This window comes from Enterococcus aquimarinus, assembly GCF_001885765.1.
GTDB classification, from domain to species: domain Bacteria; phylum Bacillota; class Bacilli; order Lactobacillales; family Enterococcaceae; genus Enterococcus_I; species Enterococcus_I aquimarinus.
In genome coordinates, this window is record NZ_JXKD01000016.1 from 1 (window position 1) to 24,257 (window position 24,257).

Annotated in this window: 26 protein-coding genes, 3 pseudogenes and 1 other annotated feature; of the genes and pseudogenes, 25 read left to right on the top strand and 4 right to left on the bottom strand. The window is 38.8% G+C overall.

Features of this window, described 5'->3' with window-relative positions:
* Nucleotides 1–271 (bottom strand): annotated as a pseudogene (locus tag RU93_RS09735) (ISL3 family transposase); the annotation flags it as partial.
* Between the two features lie 407 nt (nt 272–678).
* Between RU93_RS09735 and RU93_RS09740 the strand changes: the two are divergent.
* From RU93_RS09740 to RU93_RS09800, 14 genes are all read left to right on the top strand, one after another.
* Complete coding sequence (locus RU93_RS09740; RefSeq protein WP_071875439.1) at nt 679–3,306, top strand: cation-translocating P-type ATPase; 2,628 nt, start codon at nt 679–681, stop codon at nt 3,304–3,306.
* Between the two features lie 352 nt (nt 3,307–3,658).
* Entirely contained in the window at nt 3,659–3,838 is a 180-nt protein-coding gene (locus tag RU93_RS09745) for a hypothetical protein (RefSeq protein ID WP_071875440.1), read from the top strand.
* A complete protein-coding gene (gene tnpB, locus RU93_RS09750; protein ID WP_071875441.1) occupies nt 3,828–4,181 on the top strand; it encodes an IS66 family insertion sequence element accessory protein TnpB in 354 nt (117 codons plus the stop codon). The genes RU93_RS09745 and tnpB overlap by 11 nt, the downstream gene beginning before the upstream one ends.
* Before the next feature lie 119 nt (nt 4,182–4,300).
* Nucleotides 4,301–4,843 (top strand): transposase, encoded by a 543-nt coding sequence (locus RU93_RS12285; protein ID WP_245785402.1) that lies wholly within the window; start codon nt 4,301–4,303, stop codon nt 4,841–4,843.
* Nucleotides 4,844–4,986: 143 nt separating this feature from the next.
* Entirely contained in the window at nt 4,987–5,862 is an 876-nt protein-coding gene (tnpC, locus tag RU93_RS12295) for an IS66 family transposase (RefSeq protein WP_245785410.1), read from the top strand.
* 559 nt (nt 5,863–6,421) lie between these two features.
* The gene (locus RU93_RS09765) at nt 6,422–6,631 is read left to right on the top strand and encodes a hypothetical protein (protein WP_071875443.1); all 210 of its coding nucleotides are present in this window, start codon (nt 6,422–6,424) and stop codon (nt 6,629–6,631) included.
* 27 nt (nt 6,632–6,658) lie between these two features.
* Nucleotides 6,659–6,874 carry a hypothetical protein gene (locus tag RU93_RS09770; protein WP_071875444.1) on the top strand — a complete coding sequence of 72 codons (216 nt, stop codon included), beginning with the start codon at nt 6,659–6,661 and terminating at the stop codon, nt 6,872–6,874.
* 23 nt (nt 6,875–6,897) lie between these two features.
* A complete protein-coding gene (locus RU93_RS09775) occupies nt 6,898–7,122 on the top strand; it encodes a hypothetical protein (RefSeq protein WP_071875445.1) in 225 nt (74 codons plus the stop codon).
* Nucleotides 7,123–7,197: 75 nt separating this feature from the next.
* A complete protein-coding gene (locus RU93_RS09780) occupies nt 7,198–7,827 on the top strand; it encodes a CPBP family intramembrane glutamic endopeptidase (RefSeq protein ID WP_245785404.1) in 630 nt (209 codons plus the stop codon).
* 358 nt (nt 7,828–8,185) lie between these two features.
* Nucleotides 8,186–8,341, top strand: coding sequence for a hypothetical protein (locus RU93_RS12110; RefSeq protein WP_169818110.1), 156 nt, complete (start codon nt 8,186–8,188; stop codon nt 8,339–8,341).
* Complete coding sequence (locus RU93_RS09785) at nt 8,338–8,592, top strand: hypothetical protein (protein WP_071875447.1); 255 nt, start codon at nt 8,338–8,340, stop codon at nt 8,590–8,592. Before RU93_RS12110 ends, RU93_RS09785 begins: the two co-directional genes overlap by 4 nt.
* 93 nt (nt 8,593–8,685) lie before the next feature.
* Nucleotides 8,686–8,910: a binding site (T-box leader), on the top strand.
* Nucleotides 8,911–8,980: 70 nt separating this feature from the next.
* Nucleotides 8,981–9,907 carry a homoserine O-succinyltransferase gene (locus tag RU93_RS09790; protein ID WP_071875448.1) on the top strand — a complete coding sequence of 309 codons (927 nt, stop codon included), beginning with the start codon at nt 8,981–8,983 and terminating at the stop codon, nt 9,905–9,907.
* A 1-nt stretch (nt 9,908) separates the two neighbouring features.
* A complete protein-coding gene (locus tag RU93_RS09795) occupies nt 9,909–11,012 on the top strand; it encodes a PLP-dependent transferase (RefSeq protein ID WP_071875449.1) in 1,104 nt (367 codons plus the stop codon).
* 6 nt (nt 11,013–11,018) lie between these two features.
* On the top strand, nt 11,019–12,194 hold the full coding sequence (locus RU93_RS09800) for a MalY/PatB family protein (RefSeq protein WP_071875503.1): 1,176 nt from the start codon (nt 11,019–11,021) through the stop codon (nt 12,192–12,194).
* Nucleotides 12,195–12,261: 67 nt separating this feature from the next.
* On the opposite strand, the pseudogene RU93_RS09805 reads toward RU93_RS09800, so the two are convergent.
* The 3 genes and pseudogenes from RU93_RS09805 to RU93_RS12305 all read right to left on the bottom strand — a co-directional run.
* Nucleotides 12,262–12,513 (bottom strand): annotated as a pseudogene (locus RU93_RS09805) (phosphatase PAP2 family protein); the annotation flags it as partial.
* 367 nt (nt 12,514–12,880) lie between these two features.
* Complete coding sequence (locus RU93_RS12300; RefSeq protein ID WP_281246337.1) at nt 12,881–13,012, bottom strand: ATP-binding protein; 132 nt, start codon at nt 13,010–13,012, stop codon at nt 12,881–12,883.
* A gap of 117 nt (nt 13,013–13,129) precedes the next feature.
* Nucleotides 13,130–13,915: pseudogene (locus RU93_RS12305) on the bottom strand (IS3 family transposase); the annotation flags it as partial.
* 129 nt (nt 13,916–14,044) lie between these two features.
* Here RU93_RS12305 and RU93_RS09820 point away from each other — a divergent pair.
* The 11 genes from RU93_RS09820 to RU93_RS09875 all read left to right on the top strand — a co-directional run bounded on the left by RU93_RS09820 (nt 14,045) and on the right by RU93_RS09875 (nt 24,254).
* Nucleotides 14,045–14,347: a hypothetical protein gene (locus RU93_RS09820; protein WP_047001639.1), complete on the top strand. Its 303-nt coding sequence runs from the start codon at nt 14,045–14,047 to the stop codon at nt 14,345–14,347.
* Nucleotides 14,348–14,405: 58 nt separating this feature from the next.
* On the top strand, nt 14,406–16,259 hold the full coding sequence (locus tag RU93_RS09825; RefSeq protein ID WP_071875452.1) for a heavy metal translocating P-type ATPase: 1,854 nt from the start codon (nt 14,406–14,408) through the stop codon (nt 16,257–16,259).
* 89 nt (nt 16,260–16,348) lie between these two features.
* Complete coding sequence (locus tag RU93_RS09830) at nt 16,349–16,582, top strand: heavy-metal-associated domain-containing protein (RefSeq protein ID WP_047001637.1); 234 nt, start codon at nt 16,349–16,351, stop codon at nt 16,580–16,582.
* An 841-nt stretch (nt 16,583–17,423) separates the two neighbouring features.
* Nucleotides 17,424–17,903 (top strand): peptide-methionine (S)-S-oxide reductase, encoded by a 480-nt coding sequence (locus RU93_RS09840; RefSeq protein WP_071875454.1) that lies wholly within the window; start codon nt 17,424–17,426, stop codon nt 17,901–17,903.
* A gap of 183 nt (nt 17,904–18,086) precedes the next feature.
* Nucleotides 18,087–18,365 (top strand): DUF1905 domain-containing protein, encoded by a 279-nt coding sequence (locus RU93_RS09845; RefSeq protein ID WP_071875455.1) that lies wholly within the window; start codon nt 18,087–18,089, stop codon nt 18,363–18,365.
* A gap of 203 nt (nt 18,366–18,568) precedes the next feature.
* A complete protein-coding gene (locus RU93_RS09850; protein ID WP_071875456.1) occupies nt 18,569–19,033 on the top strand; it encodes an MATE family efflux transporter in 465 nt (154 codons plus the stop codon).
* An 80-nt stretch (nt 19,034–19,113) separates the two neighbouring features.
* Entirely contained in the window at nt 19,114–20,394 is a 1,281-nt protein-coding gene (locus RU93_RS09855) for a glycosyltransferase (RefSeq protein ID WP_071875457.1), read from the top strand.
* A gap of 6 nt (nt 20,395–20,400) precedes the next feature.
* Complete coding sequence (locus tag RU93_RS09860) at nt 20,401–21,090, top strand: acetoacetate decarboxylase family protein (RefSeq protein ID WP_071875458.1); 690 nt, start codon at nt 20,401–20,403, stop codon at nt 21,088–21,090.
* 146 nt (nt 21,091–21,236) lie between these two features.
* A complete protein-coding gene (locus RU93_RS09865; RefSeq protein ID WP_071875459.1) occupies nt 21,237–21,695 on the top strand; it encodes an 8-oxo-dGTP diphosphatase in 459 nt (152 codons plus the stop codon).
* 63 nt (nt 21,696–21,758) lie between these two features.
* Nucleotides 21,759–22,745 (top strand): LacI family DNA-binding transcriptional regulator, encoded by a 987-nt coding sequence (locus RU93_RS09870; protein ID WP_245785406.1) that lies wholly within the window; start codon nt 21,759–21,761, stop codon nt 22,743–22,745.
* Nucleotides 22,746–22,856: 111 nt separating this feature from the next.
* Complete coding sequence (locus tag RU93_RS09875; protein WP_071875461.1) at nt 22,857–24,254, top strand: sucrose-specific PTS transporter subunit IIBC; 1,398 nt, start codon at nt 22,857–22,859, stop codon at nt 24,252–24,254.
* Nucleotides 24,255–24,257 lie beyond the last annotated feature (3 nt).

Below are 24,257 nucleotides of genomic sequence, written 5' to 3' on the forward strand. Positions count from 1 at the left end.
GCTTCTTTAAACGTAAAAAGGTTTTGTATTCAGAAACCTTATTTAGCTGAGTATTGACGGTTTTAAACCCCCATTTAATAATAGATTGATTGTTTTCCACCCCACATTTGAGACAACAATCAGGCGTGTAGGAAAGCGTGGCATGGAAAACATGACAGATTTCTTCTTTAATAAATTCCTTGGTATAAAGATCTTCTTCTTTTTCGCCTTGAAAAACGATAGTAAAGTCTAGAATATTTAGCATGGTTCTGATAAAATGAAGTTCGAGCATCTTGAATTCCCCCTTGGATTTGTTTTAGACGACTTAATTCTAGAGGATTCAAGATGTTTTTTCAATACACAAAAATAGTGCTGGTAAATTTCTACCAACACTAGAAAGTATAGAACCTATAACATGAAATTCACGTGGTGTTTTTTTATGGATTTTTAGAGGTGGCTAACCTCATTATAAAATCCTCCAGTGAATTAACTTGCTTTTTTTCCTTCCCTTATTTATAATAAGTTTGACATTAAAATAAGAAGTGCGGGAGTAACTGGCAGTTTTTTACTGCTACAGTGCCACCAAACGTAGATAATTTATCTGCTGGTGCTGTATTAAATAGTAAGACGCATACGGAAGTGAGTTTTTCCGTATGCGTCTTTATTTGTCTCACTCCAAAAGCATAGAAAGGACAGAAAATGGATTATTATAAAGAAAGTATTGAAACGGTATTGTCGTCTTTAAACACCTCTACCGAAGGAATTATGACGGAGGATGCAAAAAAGCGGCAAGAAGAACAAGGGTTTAATGAAATCAGTAGAAAAGATAGACAGTCTACACTCTCTATGTTCATTGATACCTTTAAAGACCCATTGGTTATCGTCTTGCTTATCGTTGCCATCGTGCAAATCGTATTAGGAGAAGCTGTTGAATCTCTCATTATTTTTGCGGTGCTTATCATCAATTCAATCTTAAGTGTCGTTCAAACAAAAAAGGCAGAAGATTCTTTAGAGTCTTTAAGACAAATGGCTACTCCAACGACTACAGTCATTAGAAATGGTCGTCCACAAAATGTCGAGGCTAGAGAACTGGTCAAAGGGGACATTGTTCTTTTAGAAGCGGGAGACAATATTCCAGCAGACGGAAGACTGATTGAAGCGGAATCTCTTCAAGTCGTAGAAGGGGCATTAACAGGTGAATCGGTTGCTTCAGATAAATTCGTTGCTAAGCTGGAAGAAGATGCCCCTCTTGCGGATAGAAGTAATATGACTTATAGTGGCACGCTTGTCACTTACGGTAGAGGAAAAATGGTTGTCACAGCTATTGGAGAAGAAACAGAAATGGGTAAAGTCGCCCAGTTGATTCAAAGTGCAGAAGCCAAACAAACCCCTCTCCAACGAAAGCTGGAAGATTTCAGTAAAAAACTGGGTATTGGTATTCTGATTTTATCCATTCTCATTTTTGCTATTCAAGCTGTTCGAATCTTCTTAGGAGATTCACAAGACTATACTGTTCCATTAGTTAACGCCTTTATGTTTGCGGTAGCTGTGGCTGTTGCGGCTATTCCTGAAGCTCTCCAATCCATCGTAACGATTGTCTTATCTGTTGGAACAAATAAAATGGCTAAACAGCATGTGATTATCAGACAATTGCCAGCTGTAGAAACCCTCGGATCAACAGGTGTTATCTGTACAGATAAAACCGGGACATTGACACAAAATAAAATGACGGTCGTGGATGCCTATATACCGAATGGTGTCACACACTTATTTTCTGGGGACAGCCAAACGTGGTCTGATTCCGAACGCATCCTCATGCAAATAGCCGTACTAGCGAATGATTCCAATATTGATGAAAAAGGGGAATCGAGCGGTGATCCGACGGAAGTGGCTTTAATTGCTTACAGTAACAAGCAAGATGCACCCTATGAAGAAATCCGTAAGAAATACCCTCGTTTACTCGAGCTGCCTTTTGATTCAAGCAGAAAGCGCATGTCAACCGTGCATGAAATCAATAGTGAAAAACGCCTCTTAACAAAAGGTGGGCCAGATATTATCTTCGACTTGTGCTCACGTATTAAGCTGAACGGTGAAATTGTCGAATTAACAGAAGAACGATTAGAGGCTCTCAAAGCGCAAAACGAAAAGTTCTCTGACCAGGCCTTTCGTGTGTTAGCTTTCGCTTACAAGCCTATTGAAAAAGATACTATTGAAGTTGAAGATGAAAGTGATTTAATCTTTGTCGGTTTACTTGCAATGATCGATCCTCCTAGAGAAGAAGTGTATCACGCCGTTCAGGATGCAGAAAAAGCAGGAATTAAAACTGTCATGATTACTGGTGACCATAAAACGACTGCACGAGCCATTGGTCGGGACTTGAATATTTTCAAGGAAGGTGACCTTGCTTATACCGGACAAGAATTAGACGCGCTAAGCGATGATGAGCTGATGGACAAGTTAGAAAAAATATCAGTTTATGCGCGTGTTACTCCAGAAAACAAAATCAGAATCGTAGATGCTTGGCAAAAGAAAAACCAGGTGACCGCAATGACTGGAGATGGAGTGAATGATGCCCCTGCTTTAAAACAAGCTGACATCGGGATAGCCATGGGTAGTGGAACAGATGTGGCTAAAGATGCCTCTGCTATGATTTTGACAGATGATAACTTTGTATCTATCGTTCATGCGGTTGCTGTCGGGCGTACGGTTTACAGTAATATTAAAAAAGCTATTGCTTACCTATTCTCAGGTAACTTAGGTGCTGTTATTGCGATTTTAGTTGCTTTATTACTCAATTGGGTTAACCCCTTTACAGCATTACAATTACTCTTTATTAACTTAGCTAATGATTCCCTTCCTGCTATTGCTTTGGGATTAGAGCCTAGAGAACCTAACGTCATGAATGAATCACCGAGAGATCCTGATGAGTCTATTTTCTCAGGAAAAACCTTAAGCACAGTTATATTCCGGGGTTCTTTAATCGGTCTAGCGGTTATCATTTCTCAGTTTATTGGGTTGCAGTACTCAGCTGAGATAAGTGTAGCGATGGCCTTTACAACACTTATTTTATCTAGAACATTGCAAATATTCCCTGCGCGTTCGACTACTCAAACTAGTTTTGAAGCAGGATTCTTTACTAACAAATTTATATTAATGGCCTTTATTGCTTGTTTAGGTCTATATGGTATCACTCTTTTACCGGTTGTTAGAGGGGTATTCTCAATCCCAGATACTTTTGGCTTAATGCATTGGGCTATTGCAACAGGATTGGCCTTATCTACAACTGTACTGATGGAATTGAAGAAAAAAGTTTTCCCCGCTAAATAAATTAATACGTTTTAAATACAGAGCACGAAAAGGAGGCTGGGACAAAAGGTCCCGGATTCTGAATCAAAAGAGAACTTACAATTTCTGTCTTGTAAATTGCATGTTCTCTTATTTTAATGTTTAGATTTTTGCGAAAATATGTAACATGAACAGTACAAAAGCCACCTTGCAGCAAATAGGGTGGCTTTTTATCGCTATTTTTGTATTAATTTAACTTTTACCTGAATAATTCATAGTTTTACTAATAGTCTTTCCTAACATTGATTGTAAGCGCCGAATAATAGGGTACCTACCAATCAAAAACGCCGTCATCTATACTGAGAACATCAAGTATAAATGGAGGCGTTTTTTAATGCATACTCAAGAAGTAGTTCAAATTCAATTAGACAAAGAAAGTTCGAAACAGACAGATAACTCTGTGAAACTGGCTATTCAATTCGAAAATAAAAATCAGAACATTCAAATTTATAATGGGGCCAGTCTCTATCTGGTTCAAGTACTTTTGAAAGAAGTCTGCGCTCATGATGCTTGACTATACGAAAGTTTCTAAGATCTACCTTGTCTGTGGGAAAACCGATTTGCGTAAAGGAATTGATGGGCTTGCCGCAATCATCCAACATCAATATCAATTCGATCCTTATGAGAATGCGCTCTTTCTTTTTTGCGGTGGCCGCTTGGATCGTTTTAAAATGTTGTACTATGAAAACGACGGCTATCTGCTCCTTTATAAACGATTGGACCAAGGAAAATTTCATTGGCCCCGAACTAAAGAAGAAATTCGTCAACTCAGTCACCAACAACTTCGCTGGTTGCTTGAAGGGATCAGTATCGATCAACCGAAAGCCATTCGTTCTGGTAAAAAGGGAATTTTTTAAAGGTTTCAAGCGAAAAACTTTCTTGTTAATCATTGATTTATCACTCTTTTCTCCTGCTTTTTCTTTTGGTTTTTGGTAAAATGAATCCAATCATTAAAAAAGAGAGCGAGGAGAAAACAGTGACGACTAAAACAAAGCCATCCACGACTGATTCCCTCATTCAAATGCTTCAAGAACAAATACAAACCAATCAAAAACAATCCCTCATCATCGACGGCTTAACACAAGAAATCAAATTACTGCGTGAACAAATCGCTTATTTGACGAATAAAATGTATGGGAGATCCAAGGAATCTTTGCCTGAACAAGTGTCAGGTCAATTAAGCCTGGGGCTTTTTGAGGAACCTGAAATTTTTGAGGGGCTAGAAACCGAAGAAACCTTGACCGTTCGTTCACATCCAAGAAAAAAAGGGACGAAGGCCAATAAAATCGCGCACTTCCCGACGAAAGAAGTCCATCATGAGTTGTCAGAAGAGGCACTCGATTGCGAGAAATGTGGCTCAAAAATGGTTGATATTGGGACAAAAAAGTACGTGAAGAAATCCAATTTCATCAAGCGCGCATTGATACTTTACAGCACATCCAACACAGTTATTGTTGTAAAGCCTGCGAACAAAAGGGCGAAAGTTTCTTTAAAAAAGGGCCTGTCCCTAAACCGGTGATTCAAAACAGTTTGGCTTCTCCTAGCCTCGTTGCCGAAACGATTCGTTTGAAATTTGAACAAAAAGTCCCTGCTTATCGCCAAGAGAAATATTGGTAACAGCTGCAGCTCGATATTTCTCGGGATAACATCGTCAACTGGCATATTCGTGTCAGTGAAGACTATTTAACCCCACTAATTGAACGGTTAAAACAAGAATTTCTTCATCAAGACGTGGGTTATGCCGATGAAACGCCGTATCGTGTGTTAGAAAGTGAAAAAGCCACCAACTATTTCTGGGCATTTAGTAATTTTGAACACTCTGAAAAGCCCTTTGTGATTTTTCACTACGCCCAAACGAGAAGTCGCGAGATTCCTCGTGCGTTCTTAGCCGATTTTAAAGGGTATCTTCATTGTGATGGTTATTCTTCTTACGACTCGCTTGAAAACATTCTTCCGGTGCGTTGTTATGCCCACGTCAGAAGGAAGTTTTATGAGGCCTTGCCCCAAACGACGGCTTGCGAAACTATCCATCCTGCAGAATACGTCTTGAATCAGTTGAAAAAATGTTTTAAACTCGAACAAGACTGGAAGCCTCTTTCTCCAAAGGAGCGACTCGTTCAGCGCAAGGCAGAATTGAAACCACGAATGGACGCGCTTTATCGCTACGTGGGCGAGATTTCTGCCGTGCCCAAATCGAAACTCGACAAAGCCATCCAATATTTTATGAAATATCGAAAAGATTTGGAGCGCGTATTTGAAGATGGACGATTAGAGCTGACCAATAATCAAAGCGAGCGCTTGATTAAAGATTTAGTCATGGGGAGAAAGAATTATCTTTTCTCGACAAGCTACGCAGGTGCAGAGGCTCTTGGGAATATTCTCAGTCTTTTAAAAACGTCAGAGTTAAACGGCCTCAATCCAAGCAAATATTTCACGTACTTATTTGAAGCACTACCAAACTTACCGGTACTCACTTCAAAACACGTCGATGACTATCTGCCTTGGTCTCCCAAAGTTCAAGAACACTGCAAAGCATAAAAATACGCCAAGGCTCAAATGTAGAATAACATTTGGGCTATTTGGCGTACAGGTACTCTGTTATTCGGCGCTTACGTTCAAACTATTTTAGTTGATTTTACAATCTGTCACTTTCAACTCCAGTCAAAAGGCTGGAGTTTATGCTTTTTCTCGAAAAAATGGTCATTCATTACAAAATAACGACAGTTCATGACATGGATAAAAAAATCGGGCTGAGTTAGCTTATACTAAGAGTGTAAAAAATAAGAACAAGGAGAAATGAGATGACAGAAGAACAATTGCTACATGTCGCTATGATAGTCTATACCTTGTATGTGCTGTACTTACTTGTCACCAAGAATTTTGTACCACGCTTCATAACTCCCTATGGACTGTATCTATTTGTACTCGTTGAAGAAAAATTAGAGAAATTTTGTAAAAAACTATATCACAACTTAATGAATCGATAAAAAATGGTCATTCATTACAAAATAACGACCGTTCATGACATGGATGAAAAATTTGGTCTGGGTTAGCTTATACTAAGAGTGTAAAGAAAACAAGAATAGGAGAAACAAAGATGAGAAAAAAAAAGGAAATTGTTATTACAGGGAAACACGTATTACATGCAACAATGCTTGTCTATACCTTCTTTATTGGATTTGCATTCATTAGACAGAATCTTGAGTTGCCGATGTTGATACCATACGGATTCTATCTACTTACCCTTATTCTTGAAAAAATGGACAAAAGTGTCAAAACGTTATTTGAAATCAGAATTGAACGTTAAGGAAAATGATAGTGAGGAGAACTGAGGATGAAAAAAATCAATAAAGCTATAATGGTTGAGATAACTTGTACTATACTCTTTATTTTATATGGTATAGCTACCATACTATCTGATATAGGAGTAATCCCATTTTCAGAACCGATTCCACTTACAATTGTAATCTGCATATATTTAGGTATTTTGGGAAATATTGAAACAAATAGACTTAACTTTGAAAATGATAAAAATGGTCATTCAAAATAAAACGAGAACAAGGAGAAAGGAAAATGGAAAACAAACATCAAATGATGACTATCAAAGAAACGAATAAAATTATGCAGTTCTTGCAAGGGCTTGTTGAAGGATTTTTGGTCACTGCCTTTCTAATTCACCTAGTAGTTGGGCTTGTTCTTGGAAAAACAGTAAATGTTTTCTCATCTGACCTATATCCAACGCTCTTTATTGCATTGTATTTTCTAATGAAAGTGAATAAGACTAAAAAGGAGGACTAGCTTACGAAACGTGTTAAAAATATTTTAAAATTTATTGGTTTGATTCTTGTCATCGTTGCGATTAACATAACTCCGATGCAATTGATTGCCATACAGGATTCGATGTCAGGTGCCATGCAGTGGGCTTCTGGAATTGGCTATCTAGTCATTGCGACAGCTATTGTGGTGTGGACTTGGAAACGGTATAAGAAAGGTCTACCTGACCAGCAAAAACGGTTCACATTTACTTGGAAAGATTTTGGGTTTGCTCTGCTATTTTTCTTGGCCGGACGGGTTGTCGGTATTGGCGGAACGTTATTGACCCAGTTGGTAACTGGTAATGCTACCACAGCCAACGATGCAGCACTTTTAGCTACAAATGAGCAATTGGCGAAGATGTTTCCGCTATACTTTATTGCCTTTCATATTGCAATAGGTGTCTTTGCTCCTTTTATGGAAGAGCTTGTTTTCAGAGGTTTGTTTAGCAGTTATTTCTTCAAAGAAAATCAAAAATGGCTAAAATTGATAATCAGTTCAGCTGTCTTTGCTCTTCTTCATGCGATTCATCCAATTGAGTTGCCACTTTACTTCTTGCTGGGCGCAGTCTTCTATTTGGCTTATGCTCGCCGTGGCAATATTGTGGATGCGATTCTTGTTCATATCTTGAACAATAGCTTGATGGTTATCTTCTCAATTATTGGCTACTTATTGATACTGTTTGGTTAGTGATGTTAAAGGAGTTCAGTTATGACAATGATGGAAAAATTAGATAAAAAATACCAATAATTTGAAACAGCTTAGGAGTCTTCTACGTTTGCAATGAAATTCTTGGTCTGGGTAGGAGTAGCTCTGACCTTGATGACACTTGGATCAGTTCTTGTACCAGCGATTTATTCTACAGGGCAAGATTTCGGGGGATTTCTATATTCTGTTTTTGGATGAGGGAGTGGGAAAGACGGGCATTAATAATCGGAAATAATAGAGATGGACCCAAGGAATATGGAGGTTGCAGATGGATTTCAGGTGATTATGTCAGAAATTACAAAGATCACAATCACATCATTAGACGATTTATCTAGGTTAAGTGAATGGTGGCTATATGACGGTGAACCTAGCCATCGAGAATCCTGATTACTATGCAGCAATCTTCCCAATCTGTCAAGCTTATCAATCAGAATGGATTGACGATGACGACTTAGAGAAATTACTGACATCCCAATCTGGTTCGTTCACGCATTGAATGATGTGGTTGTTCAATTCCAACCAACAGCAGGCGACTTATACGATCGATTAGTGGAAGCCGGTCATGAGAATGTTGAATTGACGATCTTTGATAATGTGATAGATACGAGTGGTCAATTCGTTGATGCAGACGGCAATCCCTATGAATATCTAGGCCACTGGTCATGGATCTACCTATATAACGACGAAGTTGCCAATGAAGAAGGCGTGAACTTCTATGAATGGTTGAACGCCCAAGCAAAGAATTAGTACTCTTTCTAGGGAATGGGCCGAGACCATTTCCAATTATGGTTGACTTTTCACTGAGCTTGCAATAAAATATTAATTAATAATAAGAAAAATTAAAAAACGATGAAGAGAAGAGTAGCCAAGATAGCTGCTTCAGAGAGCCCGGCTGGTGGAAAAGGGTACAGTGACGGTTGGTGAAGATGAACTCAGAGTATTAGTGAGGTAAAAGCTTCACTAACGGTCGCAACCGATAGCTTGCCAACATTGATCGATGTTTTTGAGGCGCCATAATTATTGGCGTAAAGATGGGTGGTAACACGGTGAATAATCGTCCCTAATTAGTTATGTGTAACTAATTGGGGACGATTTTTTTGTTTTTATTTTTCAATAATGGAAGGAGAAAGAAAGCATGCCAATAAAGCTTGCGCCAGGCTTACCGATCCGTAAGCAATTGAAAGAAGAAGGAATTGTCGCGATAGATGAACACCGGGCACGGAGTCAAGATATCCGGCCATTGAAGATATTGATATTGAACTTAATGCCTAAGAAAGAAAGTACGGAATTACAATTGCTCCGCTTGTTAGGTAACACCCCTCTACAAATCGAGGTGGACTTTGTCTATACCCAAACTTACGAAGCGTCACATACACCGCGGAGTTATTTGAAAGAGTTCTACAAGTCTTATGAACAAATCAAAGACCAGCAATATGATGGCTTAATCATAACTGGGGCGCCGGTTGAACACCTTGCTTATAGAGAAGTGAGTTATATTCAGGAGCTAGACCGTATATTAGCATGGTCCAAGCGCAATGTATTTGCCCGGGTCTATATTTGTTGGGGTGCTCAATACGGTCTCTACCACGATTACGGCATTAACAATGTGAAGTTAGACCAGAAATTGTTCGGCATCTTTGATTACCAAGTCCAAGCCCCTAGCCATCCTTTACTAAGAGGCTTCAATGATAGTTACCAAGTTCCTCAATCGCGGCATACGACCATTGATGGCCACAAGATCAAGGCGACTGAAGACTTGGCAATCCTATCCAGTCACCCTATCTATGGGCCGGATATGATTGCCAGTCGGTCGGGACGGGACGTCTACTTGCTAGGCCACTTAGAGTACGACCGGACGACCTTAGAGGATGAATACCAACGTGACTTGGCAGCCAATAAAATAATTCAAGCCCCTGAGAATTATTATCCAGCAGGCGAGCAAGGCGGCAAGCCGGTCTTCAGTTGGCGCAGTTATGCTCATTTATTTTATAACAATTGGTTGAATGAAGTTTACCAAAATACTTACTACGACTTAACAGACTTATTAAGGGAGGAAAATTAAGATGACACACAGTATATTCACACAGTTAGCTCAATTAGGTAACCGCAAGGACCCGGTGACAGGGTCTGTCTCATCACCTATTCACTTATCAACGACCTTTGCCCATCCGGGTCTGGGACAAAGTACTGGTTATGACTACAGCCGGACGAAGAATCCGACGCGGGATACATTAGAAGAAGGCTTGGCTATTTTGGAAGGGGGAGTCCAAGCGATAGTGACCAGCTCAGGTATGAGTGCCTTACAACTTGTCTTTCAGCTGTTCAAGCCAGGGGCAGTGATTTTCGTCTCAAGAGATTTATATGGAGGAAGTTTCCGCTTCTTTGACCATTTGGAAGAATTAGGCTTAGCGTCTTTTGCCTATTTTGATACGGAAGAAGAATTAGCGGACTTAGTGGTAGCTTATGATAAGGTGGATGGAATCTTTATTGAGACGCCGACGAATCCATTGATGCGTGAAGTGGATATTGTGGCTATTGCGAAAGTATCTAAAGAGGCCCAAGCCTTACTAATTGTAGACAATACTTTGCTAACTCCCCTACGCCAGAAGCCTTTGGACCTAGGGGCAGACTTGGTAATTCATTCAGGAACGAAATTCTTAACAGGTCATAATGACATCTTAGCGGGTGTGGTCGTTGCTAAGACAGCCGAATTAGGCGAGAAGTTACTTTGGCTATCGAACACAACGGGTCCGACATTATCACCCTTTGATTGTTGGCTCTTCATAAGAAGTCTGAAGACATTAGCCGTTCGCTTCGACCGCCAAGAAGCAACCGCCCGTGAACTCGTTAATTGGTTAGAAGAAGAAGACCGAATCCAATCGACCTTATACGCCGGTCAAGGGGCCATGATCAGTATTCGCCTAGCCAGTGAAGAGTTTGTGGGGCCTTTCTTAGAAGCGCTCAAGGTCTTTACTTATGCTGAGAGTCTAGGTGGGGTGGAAAGTCTCATTACTTACCCAACGACCCAGACTCATGCGGATATTCCGGAAGACCTTCGCGAATCTTATGGTCTAACACCGGACTTATTACGTCTGTCTATTGGACTAGAAGATCCAAAAGATTTAATTCAAGATATTAAAGCTGCTCTGGACGCTGTGGAAGGGTGATGGATGATGACAATTGAAGAATTTGTAAGGGATTATTATGTAGAGCGGCAAGATAGCCAATCTTTGAAATGGGATTTGCTGGAAGAACGCTTCGGTAACCCAGACCTCTTGCCCTTGTGGGTAGCCGATATGGACTTCAAAGTCAGCCCAGCCATTACCCAAGTTCTAGCTGATCGGGTCCAACATGGTGTCTATGGTTATAGTTACGCGACATCGACGTATTACGAGGCTTTGAGCCAGTGGTTAAGCCGTCATTATAACTTTGAGATTGAGAAAGACTGGCTGCGCTTTTCGACGGGGGTTGTTCAAGCCATCTACCACCTCATTCATGCCTTTACTGCAGAAGATGATGCGATTCTTATCCAGACGCCCGTCTACTATCCTTTTGCCAATGCGATTCGTGATAGTGGGCGCCAGCTCATCAATGTTGACTTGAAGAATGAAAATGGTTATTTCACCATTGACTTTGACCGATTCGAAGAAGCCGTTATTCAACATCAGGTGAAGATGTACTTACATTGTTCGCCTCACAACCCTGTTGGCCGGGTCTGGACTGAAGAAGAATCAGTTCGTCTTCTAGAAATCTGTCACAAGCACAAAGTCCTAGTAATATCAGATGAAATCCATCAAGACTTTACTTACGGCCACCATCATATACCGACGGCAGTCTTAGAGGGTGGTCGTTACCGAGACCAGACCATTACTTTGAATTCTGCATCCAAAAGCTTTAACATTGCGGGTTTAACTCATTGTCACATTATTATTAGTGAAGCTAGCTTACGCCATCAATATGATGCTTTTGCTAAGACAATCTTTCAGACCGAGCCCAACCTCATGGGGATGTTGGCAACGGAAGCGGCCTTTCAAGCCGGGCAAGCTTGGTTGGATGGCGTTAAGGAAGTGATCTATCACAATTATCGGGAAGTGTTTACGGCCTTTGAACAAAGGGCGCCTGAAGTTATTGTTTCGCCCTTAGAAGGCAGTTACTTAGTATTCATTGACTTGAGGCAAGTTCTTGATCCTTCTGAAGTGAAAACCTTCATCCAAGACCGATGTGGGTTGGCAGTTGATTATGGAGAGTGGTTCGGTGAGAATTATGTCGGCTTTATCCGCCTGAATTTAGCCACCAAGCCGGACTATATTCAGCAGGCAGTGGACCAGATTATTAGCCATCTTAACTAGACAAATCAATAATAAATAGCCCTAGCACTTTCTTAACAGTAAGTGCCAGGGCTTATTTTCTCATGTATTAAGGAAGTTGAGTCTGACTGGATGGATTCGGTACAAATAGACCGTATGACAAAATCAACCAACTGAGTCCTAGCGAATAACCGGCTAGAATATCACTCAAGTAATGGACGCCCAGATAGATGCGACTGCAACCAATGACTAAGATAATAAGTCCTAAGCCGAAGGTCGCCAAATGGCGTTTGCCACTGGCTTTACAACTAACCCACAGTATCAAAATGACACCCCCATAGAGCATCATAGAAGCAAAGGCATGGCCCTTGGGAAGGAGTAAGTCTTCTCTATGACTAGCCGCATGGCCTTTTTAGGTCGCTGAAGTTGGATAATGCTTTTGACTAGCGGATTAATTCCTAAGCTTCCAATGGCATTGGCCAAAAGGAACCACAAACTCAGCCCCCGCTTAGCATATCGGAAGTAGAGAAGTAGGCTGGTTAAAGCGACCATAACAAACGCAAAGACTGGGTTCGCTAGGCGGGTTACTGCGAAGAAAAAGGCGTTAAGCCCTTGAGTTCGTATGCCATAAGCCGCTAAGCTAGTGATATTGTCCATGTGTTGCAGCGAATTGGCATCCAATATATACCAACCATAAAAGTCAACTTAAAAATCCTGATTTGTCTCACTTAAGATTCCCCACTTTTTCGTGGGAAAAGTTTATCTTTAATTCGATAAGAAGGTCCTGTTATATTAATGAGATAAGAATGATGTGAAATACGATCGATAATCGCCTTTGTTAACATCTCGTCTTGTCCCATAATGGTATGTGGAATGGCAACACTTTTCTAGACAAAAATTATAAGGTCTGTTTATGACACCATATCCAGTTGCCCTTGACAACGAGCCTCCTCAAATCGGTTTTCTTAGCGGCGTGCTCACTTTGAATAAAATAAGCCGCTCGAACAGAAGGTAACCGATTCTTGCTCATTATCAAGGGTTCGCTACGCCAACCTCCGCATAGCGTACCTCAATTGGTGTTTTATAACCAAGAGAACTATGGATCCGATGATGATTCCACCAATTGACATAATCAAAACATTCTAATTCTAAGTGTGCCATCGTTTCAAATTGATATTGACTCACAAATTCCGTCTTAAAAGCTTTGTAAGTCGCTTCTGAAACGGCATGATCATATGGACATCCAGGCTTACTCAAGGAGCGTTGAATGCCAAATGTTTCTAAGATAAGTTCAATCAATTCATTATCAAATTCTTTTCCACGATCCGTATGGAAGAGTTCGATTTCTTGAAGTGAGTAAGGAATGCTTTGAATGGCCCTTTTTACAAGCTGCGCATCTTTTTTATTTCCGCAAGAATGGCCAATAATTTCACGATTGAATAAATCAATCATCAAACAAAGATAAGCCCAATTTGACCCGACCCGAACCGAACATAAGTTAAATCCGTGACAACCGCTGACAATGCTTTTGTTTGAGTAAACTTTCGATCTAAGTGATTCGCAATTTTCTTTTGATTGCTTTGGCACGAATGTACGCGATATTTGGGCTTCGTGTAACTGGATTTCAATCCTCGTCTTTTCATGATGCGACGAATTTTTCGACGACTCAAAATGAGATTTTTCTTATCAAGGCGTTCCTTGATTCTGCGTGAACCATAAGCTCGTCTATTTTGTTGAAAAACTTCTTCCACCGCTTCTTCTAATATAGTAGTAAAAATTATTAAAACATTTAAAAAGACTAAACTTGATTTAGATCAATTTAATTTCTTTCAATCTATAGTATTATATAATCAAGATAAAGAAAAAATAAAACAAGAAAGAAGGAAAAAAATATGTCAAGACAATTAAATTTTAATCAAGTAAAGGAAACTCATTTAAAAACATTAGCACAATATGTTCCAGTTGTAGCAAAAGTTCATGGAGGAAATCATCCAGAATTCTACCAGGTTCGTAAAGTATATGATGAACTTGCAAAGAAAGCAAAAGATGCGGGAGTAGAAAAGCCGGACTTAAAAGAGGAGTTTGTAAAATTACGTGAAATCACAGATAATTATACAGTTCCAGGTGATGTATGCGAAAGTTATGAAGCAGTATATAACATGTTAGCAGAATTAGATAAAGCATATGAAGCATAAAAGAAAATAAACAAAGCAATGAAAAGATATAAATAATCTAATAGGGAGGAGTATGAATATGCAAAAATTTATATTAGGAAGAAAAAACCATATTACAATAGTAAGTGCAATTTTAATAATAATTGCATTTGTCAGTAAATTAGGCTTCGAAAACGAACAAATAGCCATATGGGCATTAGTAATTGCTTCAATTTTGGGAGTTTCACCTATTGCGATTCAAGCGTATCAAGCATTAAAAGTCAAAGTAGTTAGTATTGATGTTTTAGTTACCATTGCAGTTATCGGAGCCTTTATAGTTAGAAACTACGAAGAGTCAGCAATTGTTACATTTTTATTTCTATTTGGAGCTTATCTAGAACAAAGGACACTTAATAAAACACGTTCTGCAATTAAAGAATTAACTCAAATGGCACCAGAAAGTGCCTTAAAACAAGTGGAAAATGGTGAGTTTGAAGAAGTAGAAATAGATGAAGTTGATGTAGGAGATATTTTGCTTGTTAAAACGGGTGCAAAAATCCCAGTTGACGGTACAGTGTTAACAGGAGAAGGGCATATTAATGAAGCAAGTATTACAGGAGAAGCGGTTCCTGTAAGTAAAAAGAAAGATTCGGGGGTATATGCCGGAACAATTTTAGAAAATGGAACTATTCAAATCACTGCTGATCGTGTAGGTGAGGATACTACTTTTGGTAAAATCATTGAGTTGGTTGAAGAAGCACAGGATTCAAAATCAGAAGCAGAACGTTTCATTGATAGATTTTCTAAATACTACACACCAGCTGTTTTAGTTCTCTCTTTTATTGTATGGATATTTTCAAGGGATATTGAACTTGCAATTACAATATTAGTTTTAGGATGTCCAGGAGCATTGGTAATCGGTGTACCGGTTTCAAACGTCGCGGGGATTGGCAATGGAGCACGTCATGGAGTCCTTCTAAAAGGTAGCGAGGTTATTAGTGACTTTAGCAGACTAGATACCATGGTATTTGACAAAACAGGTACATTAACAATAGGAAATCCCAAAGTAGCTGATAAAGAAATTTATGCAGATAATGTATATGAAGTATTAGGGTATCTAGCAAGTGTTGAAAAGGAATCAGATCATCCATTAGCAAAAGCAGTTGTAGAATATATTGGAGATATAAAATTATATACAGTTGAAAAAACAGATGTTGTAAAAGGTGGAGGAATTGTAGCTCATGTAGAAGGTCATAAAGTTGCAGTCGGTAATGTGGCACTAATGGAGCAAGAAAATATTCTTTTAAGTGAAAAAGCTCGTGCAGATATTGCCAGATTTGAGAAAAATGGAAATTCACTTGTTTTAACATCAGTTGATGGGGAATTAAAAGCATTGATGGGTATTCGTGATCAAATTCGCCCGGGTGTAAAAGATGATCTTAAAAAGTTGAAAAAACTTGGTGTTAAAAATCTAGTAGTTCTTTCTGGTGATAACCAAGGAACAGTTGATTTAGTAGCACGTGAACTAGGACTTACAGAAGCTCATGGACATATGTTGCCAGAAGATAAAGCAACATATATTAAAGAGTTACAAGAAAAAGGTCAAATTGTGGCATTTGTTGGAGATGGAGTAAATGATAGTCCTTCACTAGCTCTAGCACAAATTGGAATTGCTATGGGAAATGGAACAGATGTAGCAATCGAAACTTCAGATGTCGTTTTAATGAATTCAGATTTCAGCCGCTTGCCACATGCATTAGGTTTAACAAAAGCAACCGCTAATAACATGCTTCAAAATATTATTATTGCAGTAGGGGTTGTATTAGTCCTTCTTGCCAGCGTATTCTTTAGTGAATGGATGAACATGTCAATCGGTATGTTAGTACATGAAGCAAGTATATTAGTAGTGATTTTAAATGGTATGAGACTTCTTCGCTATAAATTAAGAAAATAAAAATAAATAAAATTCTGGATGTAAATCAATTTATTATAGATAATAATAGTAAATAATACAATTAACATAAACTAAAGGAGAGATGAAAAATGCAAAAAGCAACAATTCAATTAGAAACATTAACATGTCCATCATGTATGCAAAAAATAGAAAATGGAGTTAAATCATTAGATGGAGTAGACAAAAAAAGCATAAAGGTGCTATTTAATTCAAGTAAAGTAAGAGTGGAATATGATGATGAAAAAGTATCTATAAAAGATATTGAAAATGCCATCGATAAATTAGGATATGAAGTTATAAAATCTCAAGTAAAAGCTTTATAAAATAAGAGGGAATAAGTTTGGTTTTAATGATATCAGATGCTGGTTAATGTCATCTACGGTAAAGGACACAGTTACCAAGTTATAATGTCGTTGATATCTTCCCACACACGAAAGCCCACAGTGGATATGTTCTCACAAAGAGAATTTCTGATAAAAATATTTTGGTTACTAGTATTTGACAGCTATAACTTCCGCTCAAGCCATGTGGAAGCAGTGTGTCTGTTAACAAGAAAATAATCATTGTTCGTCCTGACGAGTTGTTAGACTCGACAAGGATAAACATCATTTTTAGAACCGCTAGCCGATTTTTGGCTAGCGGTTTTTCATTGTGTATGAAATGTAGGACTTCTGTTTACTACGAAAAAATTTGTTATATGAGGAGATTACGATTGTAGGGAAATAGCCAGATTAAGAAATCAGATGTTTAACCAAAATCGTCCAAAAAATTGCTGATGACTATCGGAATATTTCACCATGTATAGTCTGAATTGGAAAGAAAAGGGAAAAACGATAGCTAGAAGAGATTGGATTTTTTAGAAATGTACAGTAATGGTGAGTATCCACAAAATTTCATCTTCTTAATTATTTAAAATTTAAATTGACGCGTCGTTTAACGGGGAAAGATGATTCTTTGACGAAGACAGAAAAGAAGAATTTCAGTAGCGTCCAGGGAATCCAGAATCGTTAGTCATATCAATTAAAAAAACGGCGTAAATTTACAGCAAATAGAGTATAATTTAATCAAAGAAAGTATTTGAATGGTATATGAATTATGGTGTTAGTGAAATCTGTTAACAATGATTTTTATAATAAATCTAAAAATTAGAGGAAAGAGGAATATATGGATAAGAATACTATTTATTTTGCTGGTGGATGTTTATGGGGCGTGCAAGCATTTATTAAAACATTACCCGGCGTAGTAGATACTGAAGCAGGAAGAGCTAATGGTGAAACTAATTCTTTAAATAGTCATTATGACGGCTATGCAGAGTGTGTCAAAACAACCTTCGACGAAAGTGTTGTTTCAGTTACACAACTAGTAGACCTTTTTTTTGAAATTATTGACCCGTATAGCATTAATCGACAAGGTAACGATGTTGGACTAAAATATAGAACCGGTATTTATAGTGAAAATGCGAATCATATTGAAGCTGTGATAGATTATATAGCTAGACGAAATGATAGCGAAAAAATCGTTGTTGAAGTTAAACCACTTACTAATTATGTAAAAAGTGCCGATGAACATCAAGATAGGTTGAGTAAATACCCAAATGATTACTGCCATATTCCTAAAGAATTACTAACAAGGTATCGTAAATAACTTGGATACATTCCCACAAACTGAAAATAATAAAATACTAATCGACTTACTCTCATGAAGGTATAATCGAAAAATATTTAAAAACCCTGGGATTTTCACCCTATAATTATACGAAAAATAGATCTAAGTAGTTGATTTTTTAATCTTCAAAAATATTTCGAGTTAAGAAATGGGGTTAGAAAAATGATAAAAATAATCGAAAATCAAGAACTTGAATTACTATATAAAAAGGGGTTTGGAGCATGGACATATCACCTAAGAATACCGGGGACAGCAAACATTAAAGGAAAATGGGGTCATCTAAAAGTTTCTGGCACGATTGATGATTATGAAATAAAAAACATAAACTTGGCTCCAAGGAAAGATGGTGACCACATCATTTCCATAAACAAGAAAATTAGAGAATCGATAGGTAAAAGTGGTGGAGATATGGTAATAGTAACTTTATATTTGCATGATTAGCATAGTTAATTAACACGAATCGTGAAGGAAGACATATTTTTTGATAGTATTCTTTTTCATGCAGGATTCATTATGGATTCAACAAACAAACCCGAAAGGAGACGATCATGATTCTTAACAATCACTTGATTCGGATTTTAGTTCCCTCATGGAATAAAATAATCGACGCGTATTATTTTATTTAAAAGGAGTTTGGATAATCAATGATCACTATTTTTTCTAAATATGTATTACAAAATGTATTGGCGATGGTGGGGATTTCGGTCTACATTCTGGCAGATACGTTCTTTATTTCGATGTATGCAGGAGCGGATGGATTAGCGGTTTTGAATTTAATCTTACCGCTTTACGGTCTGATTTATGCGATAGGTGCGATGATTGGGATTGGATCTGCTACTGGGTTTTCAATAAAAAATGCGCGGAAGGAACGGACTGATTTTCATTTTTCACAGTCGGTGTTATGGAGCTTGATTGCCAGTGTCCCTTTCATGCTTTTAGGATTGTTTTTCCCTGACAAAGTACTATCGCTTTTAGGAGCGGACGAAGGGTTAATCTTATTAGGTGGTCAGTACATTCAAATCATTTTACTTGCGGCGCCTTTATTTATGGTGAATTATACGTTCACAGCCTTTTTGCGCAATGATTATGCACCGAAAGTGGTAAAATAGAGAAAAGCTTCCTTATCCTTGGGATGATATGTCCGAACGAAACGCTGAATAAAATGAGACACAAGTTGGAGGAATGGCAGATGAAAATGGTGATTTTTACACTTGGTTCAAGAGGGGATGTTCAACCGTATGTGGCTTTAGCAAAAGCCGCCATCTTAAAAGGACACCGCGCCGTGATTTGTACGGGAAAAAGTTTTCAAGCGTTGATTGAAGAAAATGGCGTTGAATTTGAACAAGCGACGAGTGACTTAATGGCGATGCTTGAAACAGAAGAAGGAAAAATGATTGTGACGCATCCGCTGAGACATCCAATCAAAACAAAACACTACTTAAATTCAGTCGTCAATCCAGCTTTTCGACAAACATTGGATGATTTTTATCGGTGTGCCAAAGGAGCTTCCGTGATTATCTATCACCCAAAAGCTTTGGGAACACCGGATATTGCTAAAGCGTTAGGCATTCCTTGTGTTAGCATCCCACCTATTCCCATAACGTATCCCATTGAGGAATTTCCGAACTTGGCGATTCATTCACACAAGAACTTTGGGAAAATATTGAACAAGTTGACTTACACGTTAATGGGTAAAGCTGAAAGTGCGAGCATCAAAGAAGTAAATGATTTTCGAGAAAAAACTTTAGGGCTACCGAAGAGAAAAAGTGGCGTCTATGCCTTTGAAATTGATGGCAAAGAAATACCGATTATTTATCCGGTGAGTAAGGCGTTATTTCCAGAAGTGAAAAGTTGGGAAAATAAAGTATCATTACCTGGTTTTTTTTATTTGAAGAACGAAGGTGAAGCGCTAGAAGCACGAATAACAGCCTTTATTCAGGCCGGACCCGCACCCATTGTTTTGACTTTTAGCAGCATGCCTGTTAAGTCACCTGCTAGATTCCAAGCAATCGTAACGGAAGCTTTACGTGAAACAGGAGATCGTGCGATTATCGTGATTGGGAATAGCGGCCTCTCATTTGAATCAAAGGAAGACCAACTCATTCTCCAAGCAGTGCCGCATCATTTGTTATTTCCATTGGCAAAAGGCATCATTCATCATGGGGGTGTCGGGACAATGGCGGCAGCTTTAAAAAGTGACCGACCACAATTAATCATTCCGTTTGCGGTTGATCAGCCATTTTGGGCCCATCGACTGGCTCGTTTAGGCTACGCGTTAGAACCACTTACTGAAAAGCAACTGACAAAAGAAAGACTCGTGCAGCGCTTAAACGAATTTAATGATCCAAAAGTCAAACAACAAGCACAAGCTATCCGTCAGATTATTGCAAAAGAACAGGGTGTGGATGATGCTATCACATTGATTGAAAAAATGGTGCGCGAGTCGCAATTAGTGAACCAAAAGGGGTGAACCAATTTGATAAAAAAAGAATTTTTTTCTCCCGCGCCGTGGCAAATGAGCGGAAAAGGGTATATTTTCCTCTATCCCTTAACAAAAGAATTTGTCATGACCCAAGGGATGGTACCCGATTTTTTAAAGGGGCGGTATACTGGCGGCTTTGGCAGTATGATGCTCGTGAACTACGCTGATTCCAATGTCGGTCCCTATAGTGAACTTCTTTTTATCCCAGGAAAATTTGATTACAAAGGTAAGAAATTGCAAACGATTAGTAAAATCTATGTTTCGTCTGAGGCAAGTATTGTAAATGGTCGTAAAAATTGGGGCATTCCTAAAGAACGAGCGACGTTTGAGTTTAAGCGACTCAATGAACGGGAGGAACGTATTATTGTGACGGCAGGAGAGACACGAATCTTGGACGTCGTACTTCGCTCTGGCGTAATGCCATTTCCCGTTAGTACGAAGTTCCTCCCATTTCATCTCGTCCAACGTGAAAAGCAAAAAGAATTCTATACAAGTTTTTCAGGAAAAGGGACAGGCCGCTTGGCAAAAGTCAAAAAAATAAGCGTTAATTCTGATTTTTTCCCAGATGTTTCGCTTAAAAAACCGCTGACAGTCGTACATGTCGATCCCTTTATGCTAACCTTTCCTGTTCCACGGATTGAAAGGGTAGATGTTCACGATCCAAATAATCGATACCACTCTTAGTAAGGAGCCAATGACGCGTGTTGCAGACAAAAAGAGAATGTTTGTGCTGCCGATCAAATTCGTCGGACACAATCGGATTCGTTCTCGTATTCAGCCTGCAAAATTGGTATACTAAATAAAGAAAATTGGTTGTTAGGAGAGAGCGAATGGCTAGAAGTGAAGCAGCAGTATTTACGAATATGTGTATGGTTTATAATGAGCAAGGTCAAATTCTCGTACAAGATCGAAAAAAACAAGATTGGCCGGGAATCACGTTTCCTGGCGGGCATGTCGAAAAAGGAGAATCGTTCGTCGGCTCTGTGATCCGCGAAGTCAAAGAGGAAACGGGTTTGACGATTCAATCTCCTCAACTGTGTGGCGTTAAACAATTCCAAGATAAACAAGGTGCTCGTTATGTGGTCATGTTGTATAAAACGAATCATTTTAGTGGGACATTACAATCTTCTGCAGAAGGCGAGGTTTACTGGATTAATCGGCATGAATTATTGCAATTGCCTTTAGCCGATGATTTTGCAGAAATGATTGCCGTTTTTGAAAAAGAAGACTTAAGTGAATGTTTTTATGAACAAACAACTGACGCGAGCTGGCAATTGAAACTTTTTTAAGTCAGATAAAAAGCGACTTGTCCTTGTTGCTTGTAGAATCGAAGAAAGAAGGCGAACGAATTGGTGACGATCAATGACATTGCCCAGTTAGCGGGTGTAGCAAAAAGTACCGTTTCACGGTACTTAAATGGGGGTTCTGTGAGCCGCAAAACCCGAGAAAAATTAGATGAAATCGTTCGTGAAACAGGGTATAGTCCCAATACGTTTGCACAAAGTTTAAAAGCGAAACGAACGAATATTGTTGGGACGATTATTCCGCGTCTTGATTCTTATTCTTCCAACGAAATATTAGAAGGCATTGATCAAGAATTATGGCAGCGACAACTTCAACTCATTATTACCAATAGTGATCAAAATGTGGCGCGTGAGATTGAGAATATTTATGCACTAGCAAGACAAAAAGCGGATGCGATTATTTTATTTGGCGGTGTGATCACGAGTGATCACTTAAAAGCGATTCACGAGGTAAATATTCCGGTCGTCATTTTAGGACAAGAGACGCCGGACGTTCATTGTTTGGTGCATGATGAAGCACATGCTGGTATCACAATGGGGAGACACATCACGTCTTTAGGCCATCAGAAAATTCTTTTATTGCGTGTCAAAAAAGAAGATCGAGCAATTGGTCAGTTAAGAAGGGCAGCGATTATTGAAGGCTTATCACAAAAAGCGTCTGTCGAAGTAGAAGAACAAGAAGTATCGTTTGTTTTTGAAGAGGCTTACCAACAAGCGAAACTCATTTTACCAAAGACCAAAGCGACTGCCATTATTTGTGTCACAGATACCATTGCTTTAGCAGTAATGAAAGCCGCGCATGAGCTTTCCTACGTGATTCCCAACGATTTTTCTCTCGCAGGTTTTGGTGGCTATAATGCGACAACCATTGTTAGCCCAGCAATTACAACGGTTCGTTATCCCTATAGAGAACTTGGTAAAAAAGCCGTAACAACCGTTTTACAGCTGTTAAATGCAGAGGATGTACCGATGAAACAAATTATGAAAAATGAATTAATAGTCCGTGAATCAACTCAGAAAATCACTCTTTCTTAAATCGAAGGAGTGATTTTTTTTAGTAAACAGTAGACAAACAAAAATGAAAGCGCTATAATGTGAATGTAACAAAATAGAACCGGTTCCAAAAATGAAAGGGAGGAAGAAAAAATGACAGAAAATCGATTAATCGCACAAGAAGTCATCGAAGCAGTTGGGGGGACTGAAAATATTCAATCAGTGGCACATTGTGCGACACGGCTAAGAATTATGGTAAAGGACAAAGAAAAAATTGATGAAGCGAGAGTAGAAAATATTGACAAAGTAAAAGGGGCCTTCTTTAATTCAGGGCAATTCCAAATTATTTTTGGAACCGGTACCGTCAATAAAATCTACGAAGAAGTAAGTAAGTTAGGGGTGAATGAGGTCAGCAAATCGGAAATGAAAGAGGAAACGAAGGGTCAAGGAAATAAATTCCAGCAGGTAATTCGGACGTTTGGGGACGTCTTTGTTCCAATTATTCCTGTGTTAGTCGCAACGGGATTATTTATGGGATTAAGAGGTCTATTGACACAAGAAACGATTTTAGGACTAATTGGGTTAACACCAGATAGCATTAATGAAAATTTTATTTTATATACTCAAGTCTTAACAGATACAGCGTTTGCCTTTTTACCAGCCCTCGTAGCATGGTCTGCTTTTAAAGTATTTGGCGGATCACCGGTCATTGGGATTGTCTTAGGTCTCATGCTAGTAAATCCCGCGCTCCCAAATGCCTATGAAGTCGCTGCAGGAACAGCTGATCCGATCATGATGGCTGGATTCATTCCAGTTGTTGGATATCAAGGAACCGTCTTACCAGCCTTTATCGCAGGGTTCCTAGGTGCTAAAACAGAACGAATGATTCGAAAACGAGTGCCAGAAACGCTTGATTTACTCTTAACACCGTTTTTAACGTTATTAATTTTAAGTATTTTGGCATTATTTGTTATCGGACCGGTATTTCATTCGTTAGAAGTTGTTGTACTTGATGCGACATTATGGTTACTAGAATTACCATTTGGTTTAGCTGGATTGGTAATTGGTGGTTTAAATCAATTGATTGTCGTAACAGGTATTCACCATATTTTCAATTTCTTAGAAGTACAATTATTAGCTAATACTGGTACAAATCCATACAATGCGATTATTACGGCTAGTGTTGCGGCTCAAGGTGGCGCAAGTTTAGCTGTTGCAATGAAGACGAAATCGAAAAAATTAAAAGCGTTAGCGTATCCTTCAACGTTGTCAGCGATGCTTGGTATTACAGAGCCCGCTATTTTCGGTGTCAATTTACGGTATGGCAAACCTTTTGTCTTTGGGTTAGTTGGCGGTGCAGCAGGTGGTTTCTTAGCCTCTTTATTACAACTGGAAGCAACAGGGATGTCGCTAACAGTCATTCCAGGTGCCCTTTTATACTTGAATAGCCAATTTATCTGGTATATTGTCGTCAATGTTGTGGCGATTGCGGTTGCCTTTATCTTAACGTATCTTTTTGGCTATAGTGATAAACAATTAGAAAATGCTTAGGAG